The sequence below is a fragment of the Methyloversatilis sp. XJ19-49 genome (assembly GCF_024580145.1).
In the GTDB taxonomy this organism is placed as follows: Bacteria; Pseudomonadota; Gammaproteobacteria; order Burkholderiales; family Rhodocyclaceae; genus Methyloversatilis.
The window spans coordinates 169821-176989 of sequence record NZ_JANINI010000011.1 but is presented as its reverse complement, the minus strand read 5'-3'; the positions used below and the strand labels follow the sequence as shown (position 1 = coordinate 176989).

The following is a 7169-nucleotide window of genomic DNA, read 5'->3' as shown; positions in this document are numbered from 1 at the left end:
GCAATTGCCGATCTCGACCACGTTGCCGAGTCGAACATCAACCGACAGATTCAGGCGCTCGTGCCCACACTCGGCATGCCCAAGACCGAAGCAATGGCGCAACGCATCGCCGTCATCAATCCGGCGAAATTTCGGTAACCCAAGCCTTGTGCGGTGCGCTGACGGCGAACCGGTGTTACAGACAGTTTGGCGCCACCACTGCTGGCTAGCCGGACCGAAAGTACGGCTTGCGCGCATACCTTGTCTGTGACTTCACCTTCGCCAAGCGAATCAGACCCATCACGCGATGCTTTCCGCCTCGCTCACCTAAGTTACACAGATTGTTGTTAATCTTGTAATACTCATTCGCGTATCCGCATTCTTCCCCACTGGTACGGATAAGCGCTAGCAGCCGGGCGTCCTCTTGGGCGCGGGCAGATTCGGTCTATCCGCGAACCGTGACAGCAAGTCGGAAGCGAACACGTCACCAAAGACATGCGCTACAGGCGATATTCCTTCTCGCGGGCCGTGATAAGGCGTACTTCCCCCACACTGCTTGGCAAACTACAGGGGTCAATTATTAGGATGTCGCGCTCCGCGCTCACACTGCGCAACTTCTCCTTCAGGCGATGAATCTCACCGGCTTGGCAGGCCCGTTGTACTCGCTGAGCTAGGCTCACCGATTAGCGCGTTATCCAGTCGTATAGGCTGTAAGTGCTGAAACTAGGCCGCACAGCAACCTCCGCAACTGGATGGCCAGGCTCGGTGACCTGCCTGACCGCTTCGACCTTGAACTCTTCGGTGAGGCGACGACCCGTCTTGTTCTCTTTCCGTACACAACCCAGTCATGCCTCGATCTTGAGGCTACAAGGTGTCTAGAAAACCAAGGCGTATCCATCTTAAACCCATGTTGTGCTTGCCTTCGCAGGACACCAAGGGGGGGCTGTGCTATCCTTTAAGGCTATCCAAGGCTTCAATGCAGGTTACCTGTTGCCTGTTTTTTTCAATCGATTCAAGGATATTGGCTGATGGCCCAGAGCACTTCTACGACACACTCCCTCGAGCGGACGATCAACATGTCCGTTGTTGCCGCTGACGTCGAGAAAGATGTTGCCGCCCGACTCGTCAAGATGGCACGTACGATAAAGATGCCGGGGTTCCGTCCGGGAAAAGTTCCGATGAAGCTCGTGCAACAACAGTTTGCCGCCCAAGCACGCTCGGAAGCTTTCACAGAAGCGGTTCAGATGCAATTTGGCAACGTAGTACGTGAGCAAAAGCTTCGTGTAGCCGGTAATCCGAAGATTGAACCGCTTGAGTCTTCCGAGCCGGGGCAGGTTGCGTTCAGTGCGACGTTCCAGATATATCCGGACATCGAGCTCGCAGACTTATCGGATGCGACGCTAGAACAGGCTGTGCTTCCTGTCGGCGATGTTGAAGTAGAAAAGACTATCGAGGTCCTACGCAAACAGCGTGTCACATACTCCGCAGCCGACAAAACGGCAGCCAAAGAGGATCGTCTGACGATCGATTTTCGTGGGACCCAGGAGGGCGTGCCGTTTGATGGCGGAGTTGCGGAGGATTTCCCGTTGGTGCTCGGTGCGGGATCGCTGTTGCCGGAATTTGAAGCCAACCTAGAGGGCATGGCGCGAGGTGAATCGAAGTCTTTTCCACTTACATTTCCCGACGATTATCAGGCTAAAGATCTCGCTGGCAAGACCGTTCAGTTCGAGGTAACGCTCAAGGCAGTCGAAGCCCCGCAGCTACCAGCAATAGACGAAGAATTTGCGAAATCGCTCGGTGTTCCTTCCGGAGATGTTTCGTTGCTCAAGGCTGACGTGCGGACGAATCTGGAGCGCGAAGTCAAGAAGCGCCTCCATGCTCGTGTCAAGAATGATGTCATGAACCTGCTGCTCGAAAAGCATACCTTTGATGTACCGACTTCACTTTGTGAGCAGGAATCGCATCGACTTGCCGAGGAGGCGCTGTCAAATCTCGCCTCGCGGGGAATGAACGTAAAGGACATTCCTGTCGAGCCGACATGGTTCCTCGCGCAGGCCGAACGAAGAGTTCGTCTTGGCTTGCTCGTTGCCGAAGCGGTCAAAAAACATGAACTCTACGCAAAACCAGAGCAGATCCGAGCTGTTGTTGAAGAACAGGCGCAAAGTTACGAGGATCCGGCTGATGTCGTCCGCTGGTATTACAGCGATACGCAACGTCTCGCCCAAGTCGAAGCGATGGTAGTGGAGGATAACGTGGTCGATTGGGTGCTCGCGAAGGTCAAGGTAACCCCGAAAACGGTCGAGTTTGACGAGTTGATGGCGTCGAACTGACTGGACTCGCTAGCAATCTGTTGGCGACCCAGAGCACTGGCCGGTAACCAGATAGACTTGGAGCAGGCATACCTGCTTCAATAAGGAGTAAACGAATGATGTCGGAAACCGTAGGCTTGGGCCTCGTGCCCATGGTCATCGAGCAGAGTGGACGTGGCGAACGGGCGTATGACATCTACTCGCGCCTGTTGCGCGAGCGAGTCATTTTTCTTGTCGGCCCGGTTAATGACTCAACAGCGAACGTAATTGTTGCGCAGTTGCTGTTTCTAGAATCTGAAAATCCCGACAAGGATATTTTCTTCTATATCAATTCACCAGGCGGGTCGGTCACCGCCGGGCTTTCGATTTACGACACGATGCAGTTCATAAAGCCTGCGGTGTCGACGCTGTGCATCGGACAGGCCGCGAGCATGGGAGCGTTCCTGTTGTCAGCCGGTGAAAAGGGCAAGCGCTTCTGTCTACCGAACTCGCGCGTGATGATCCATCAGCCGATGGGTGGCTTCCAAGGTCAGGCTTCGGACATCGAGATACATGCCCGTGAAATTCTGACTTTGCGATCTAGGTTGAACGCGATCATGGCGCATCACACCGGTCAGCCAATTGAAACGATTGAGCGTGACACCGATCGCGACAACTTCCTGTCAGCCGAACAGGCCCGAGATTACGGCATCATTGACAAGGTACTGACTACCCGCGCCGAAGGCACAACCTGATCCTTCACGCTGTGCAGTAACTTTGAAGTCTGGAGTAGAGCCATGACCGACAAAAAATCAGGGTCCGAGAAACTGCTGTATTGCTCTTTTTGCGGAAAGAGTCAGCACGAGGTAAAAAAGCTCATCGCCGGGCCCTCGGTGTTCATTTGCGATGAATGCATCGACTTGTGCAACGACATCATTCGCGATGAGATCAGCAGCGAGCAGTCGGGCAAAGCTGCGCGCAGTGACTTGCCGTCGCCGAAAGAGATATGCGAAATACTTGACCAGTACGTAATAGGTCAATCCCCGGCGAAGCGCATACTGGCTGTTGCGGTGTATAACCACTACAAGCGTCTGCGCCATATGTCGCGCAAGGACGAAGTCGAATTGTCGAAGAGCAACATCCTGCTCGTTGGGCCGACGGGATCGGGTAAGACGCTACTTGCGCAAACGCTCGCTCGTCTTCTCAATGTGCCTTTCGTAATGGCAGATGCCACGACGCTGACAGAAGCCGGCTACGTTGGAGAAGACGTCGAGAACATCATCCAGAAGCTGCTGCAGAAGTGCGACTACGAAGTGGAGCGAGCACAGCAAGGCATTGTTTATATTGACGAGATTGACAAGATTTCCCGCAAGTCCGACAACCCCTCGATCACCCGTGATGTGTCCGGAGAGGGGGTTCAACAGGCGCTTCTGAAATTGATCGAAGGAACGGTTGCCAGCGTGCCACCGCAGGGTGGCCGAAAACATCCCAACCAGGACTTCGTTCAGGTCGACACGACAAACATACTGTTTATATGCGGCGGTGCTTTTGACGGTCTCGAGAAAGTTATCCGCAATCGCACCGAGCAGTTCGGTATCGGTTTCGGGGCCGAGGTAAAGAGTCGCGAGAGCCGAAATACCGGCGAAGCACTCCGCGACGTCGAGCCGGAGGATTTGATTAAGTTTGGCCTCATTCCCGAGTTTGTCGGTCGTTTGCCGGTTGTGGCTACGCTGCAGGAACTTGATGAAGAGGCGCTTATTCAGATTCTGATAGAGCCCAAGAACGCGTTGATCAAGCAGTATCAGAAGCTTTTCCAGATGGAAGGCGTCGAACTGGAGATCCGGCCTGCGGCGCTTCAGGCTATCGCTGGGAAGGCGCTGAAGCGAAAAACTGGGGCGCGCGGGCTGCGAAGTATCATTGAGTCAGCGCTGCTCGACACCATGTATGAACTTCCTGGGATCGATAACGTCACCAAAGTTGTCATTGATGAAGGTGTGATCGAAGGTGAAAGCAAGCCCATCATGCTGTTTGCAGATCAACCCAAAGTGTCAGGATCGAACTGAAGCCCGCGTTCCGGAGTCGGGTAACGCGGGTGCACCTTCGAGGTGGCTTGATTCGGGCATAGCCGCCCCAATCTGCCTGACACTGTCGCGTTAAGGAATATCAATGTCCAGCCTTCAAACCGTCCCGGAACAACTGGAGCTTCCACTCCTGCCGCTAAGGGACGTTGTTGTTTTCCCTCACATGGTCATCCCGCTCTTTGTCGGGCGTCCTAAGTCGATCAAGGCGCTGGAATCGGCGATGGAATCGGGCAAGAGCATCCTGTTGGTTGCCCAAAAGTCAGCTGCCAAGGACGAGCCGAGTCCAGATGATCTGTACCGCATCGGTTGCGTCGCCAATATCCTGCAGATGTTGAAGCTACCCGACGGCACCGTGAAGGTGCTTGTCGAAGGTACCCAACGTGCAACGGTTGAAGACATCGTCGATATCAAGACGCTGTTCATGGCGAACATCACCACAGTTCCTGCCGTCGAGCAGACTTCGCACGAAATCGAGGCGATGCGCCGTGCTCTGATCGGCCAGTTCGACCAGTATGTCAAGTTGAACAAGAAGATCCCGCCTGAGATCCTGACATCGCTGTCGAGTATTGAAGAAGCAGGTCGTCTTGCAGACACGGTCGCAGCGCACCTGCCGCTGAAGCTCGAGCAGAAGCAGGACATACTCGAACTGTTTGGGACCGGGGAGCGAATCGAGCGCCTGCTGTCGCAGCTTGAAACAGAACTCGACATCCTGCAGGTCGAAAAGCGCATCCGCGGTCGCGTGAAGCGGCAAATGGAGAAGAGTCAGCGCGAGTATTACCTGAATGAACAGGTCAAGGCCATCCAGAAAGAGTTGGGCGAGGGAGAGGACGGCGCGGATCTCGAAGAAATCGAGAAGAAGATCAAGGCCGCCGGCATGACAAAGGAAGCCATCGCCAAGGCGCAGTCCGAACTGAAGAAGTTGAAGCTGATGTCGCCGATGTCTGCCGAGGCGACCGTCGTGCGAAACTTCATAGAAACGCTTGTGGGCCTTCCGTGGCGCAAGAAGTCACGTATTTTCAAGGACCTTGCTGAGGCTGAAAAGGTCCTTGACCGGGATCACTACGGCTTGGAGAAGGTCAAGGAACGTATTCTCGAATATCTGGCTGTGCAGCAGCGCGTCGACAAACTCAAGGCGCCCATCCTGTGCCTGGTCGGCCCCCCGGGCGTCGGCAAGACTTCGCTCGGCCAGTCGATTGCTAAGGCGACCAACCGCAAGTTCGTTCGTATGGCGCTCGGTGGCGTTCGGGACGAGGCGGAAATCCGTGGACACCGCCGGACCTACATAGGATCGATGCCGGGCAAGATCCTGCAGAACATGACGAAGGTGGCTGTCAAGAATCCCCTTTTCTTGCTCGATGAAGTCGACAAGATGGGTCAGGATTTTCGGGGTGATCCATCATCCGCCTTGCTGGAAGTGCTTGATCCGGAACAAAACTCGACTTTTGTCGATCATTACGTCGAGGTCGAATACGACCTTTCCGACGTGATGTTTGTTGCCACGGCCAATACGCTGAACATTCCTGCACCACTGCTGGATCGGATGGAAGTGATCCGCCTTTCGGGCTACACGGAGGATGAAAAGGTCAATATCAGTCAACGCTATCTGGTTCCGAAGCAGATCAAGAACAATGGTCTGAAGAAGGAAGAGATTTCGATCACAGAAGACGCCCTGCGCGACATCGTTCGCTACTACACACGGGAAGCTGGTGTGCGTGCGCTCGAGCGCGAGGTGTCGAAGATATGCCGCAAGGTCGTCAAGGGATTGGTGTTGAAGAAGCGCTCTTCGAAGATCATCATCAACGCTAAGAATCTGGACAAATTCCTTGGTGTTCGCCGTTATACCTTCGGCATAGCGGAGAAGGACAACCAAGTGGGCCAGGTTACGGGTCTGGCGTGGACGGAAGTCGGCGGCGAACTGCTCACGATCGAGGTCGCAACGATGCCGGGCAAAGGTGTCGTGCAGCGCACCGGTTCGCTCGGAGACGTGATGAAGGAATCGGTCGAGACGGCGCGTTCCGTCGTCAGGTCGCGTGCGCGCCGCTTGGGCATCAAGGACGAAGTATTCGAAAAGGTCGACCTCCACGTGCACTTTCCGGAGGGCGCCACGCCCAAGGACGGACCGTCGGCTGGTATTGCCATCACGACTGCGCTGGTGTCAGCGCTGAGCGGGATTCCCGTACGTGCCGATGTGGCCATGACAGGTGAAATCACGTTGCGTGGCGAAGTGCTGGGTATTGGCGGTCTTAAGGAAAAGCTGCTTGCTGCGGTTCGCGGTGGTATCCGTACAGCCCTGATTCCGCATGAAAATGTGAAGGACCTGGCCGACATGCCGGACACGCTGAAGAACTCTATCGAGATCGTTTCGGTGAGGTGGATCGACGAGGTCCTTGAACGTGCGCTGGAGCGCAAGCCGGACGCGCTGCCGGACGCCGATCCCTCGGCAACGATTGCCAAAGTCGAAGACGCCACGGTTGCCGCCGCTGCCGTAATCACTCACTGACAGTCCGCGCCACCTCAGCCCGCGACACCTCTTGTGAGGTATCATCGCGGGCTGTTTTTCGCAGTACCCAAAGCTCGCGCAGCAATCGGCGGGTGCTTAGCTCAGTTGGTAGAGCGTCGCCCTTACAAGGCGAATGTCGGCGGTTCGAGCCCGTCAGCACCCACCAGAACGGAGTGGTAGTTCAGTTGGTTAGAATACCGGCCTGTCACGCCGGGGGTCGCGGGTTCGAGTCCCGTCCACTCCGCCAAAACTGACAGCGGGCGAACCTGGGTTCGCCTTTTTCATTTTTCGCGCCTGCAGCACGCGGGCCCCGCGAAAGGT

At 55.5% G+C, this 7169-nt stretch carries 6 protein-coding genes and 2 tRNA genes; 7 read left to right on the top strand and 1 reads right to left on the bottom strand.

Going from position 1 to position 7169, the window contains the following annotated elements; genetic code table 11:
* Positions 1 to 3: 3 nt before the first annotated feature.
* Positions 4 to 138 carry a ThiF family adenylyltransferase gene (locus NMQ16_RS14350; protein ID WP_373566796.1) on the top strand — a complete coding sequence of 45 codons (135 nt, stop codon included), beginning with the start codon at positions 4 to 6 and terminating at the stop codon, positions 136 to 138.
* 524 nt (positions 139 to 662) lie between these two features.
* Here NMQ16_RS14350 and NMQ16_RS19405 read toward each other — a convergent pair.
* On the bottom strand, positions 663 to 824 hold the full coding sequence (locus NMQ16_RS19405; protein WP_373566795.1) for a transposase: 162 nt from the start codon (positions 822 to 824) through the stop codon (positions 663 to 665).
* A 183-nt stretch (positions 825 to 1007) separates the two neighbouring features.
* Between NMQ16_RS19405 and tig the strand changes: the two genes are divergently transcribed.
* The 6 genes from tig to NMQ16_RS14320 all read left to right on the top strand — a co-directional run bounded on the left by tig (position 1008) and on the right by NMQ16_RS14320 (position 7095).
* The gene (gene tig, locus NMQ16_RS14345; protein WP_257081513.1) at positions 1008 to 2309 is read left to right on the top strand and encodes a trigger factor; all 1302 of its coding nucleotides are present in this window, start codon (positions 1008 to 1010) and stop codon (positions 2307 to 2309) included.
* Positions 2310 to 2404: 95 nt separating this feature from the next.
* On the top strand, positions 2405 to 3022 hold the full coding sequence (clpP, locus tag NMQ16_RS14340) for an ATP-dependent Clp endopeptidase proteolytic subunit ClpP (RefSeq protein ID WP_069037977.1): 618 nt from the start codon (positions 2405 to 2407) through the stop codon (positions 3020 to 3022).
* Between the two features lie 42 nt (positions 3023 to 3064).
* On the top strand, positions 3065 to 4330 hold the full coding sequence (gene clpX / locus NMQ16_RS14335) for an ATP-dependent Clp protease ATP-binding subunit ClpX (protein WP_257081512.1): 1266 nt from the start codon (positions 3065 to 3067) through the stop codon (positions 4328 to 4330).
* A 103-nt stretch (positions 4331 to 4433) separates the two neighbouring features.
* Complete coding sequence (gene lon, locus NMQ16_RS14330; RefSeq protein ID WP_257081511.1) at positions 4434 to 6848, top strand: endopeptidase La; 2415 nt, start codon at positions 4434 to 4436, stop codon at positions 6846 to 6848.
* A gap of 90 nt (positions 6849 to 6938) precedes the next feature.
* Positions 6939 to 7014: transfer RNA gene (locus NMQ16_RS14325), tRNA-Val, on the top strand.
* Positions 7015 to 7018: 4 nt separating this feature from the next.
* Positions 7019 to 7095 (top strand) — tRNA-Asp (locus tag NMQ16_RS14320).
* Positions 7096 to 7169 lie beyond the last annotated feature (74 nt).

Excerpts from the sequence above, each read along its gene's own strand:
- clpP (WP_069037977.1), top strand. The coding sequence starts at position 2,405 with ATGATGTCGGAAACCGTAGGCTTGGGCCTCGTGCCCATGGTCATCGAG.
- tig (WP_257081513.1), top strand. The coding sequence starts at position 1,008 with ATGGCCCAGAGCACTTCTACGACACACTCCCTCGAGCGGACGATCAAC.
- lon (WP_257081511.1), top strand. The coding sequence starts at position 4,434 with ATGTCCAGCCTTCAAACCGTCCCGGAACAACTGGAGCTTCCACTCCTG.
- clpX (WP_257081512.1), top strand. The coding sequence starts at position 3,065 with ATGACCGACAAAAAATCAGGGTCCGAGAAACTGCTGTATTGCTCTTTT.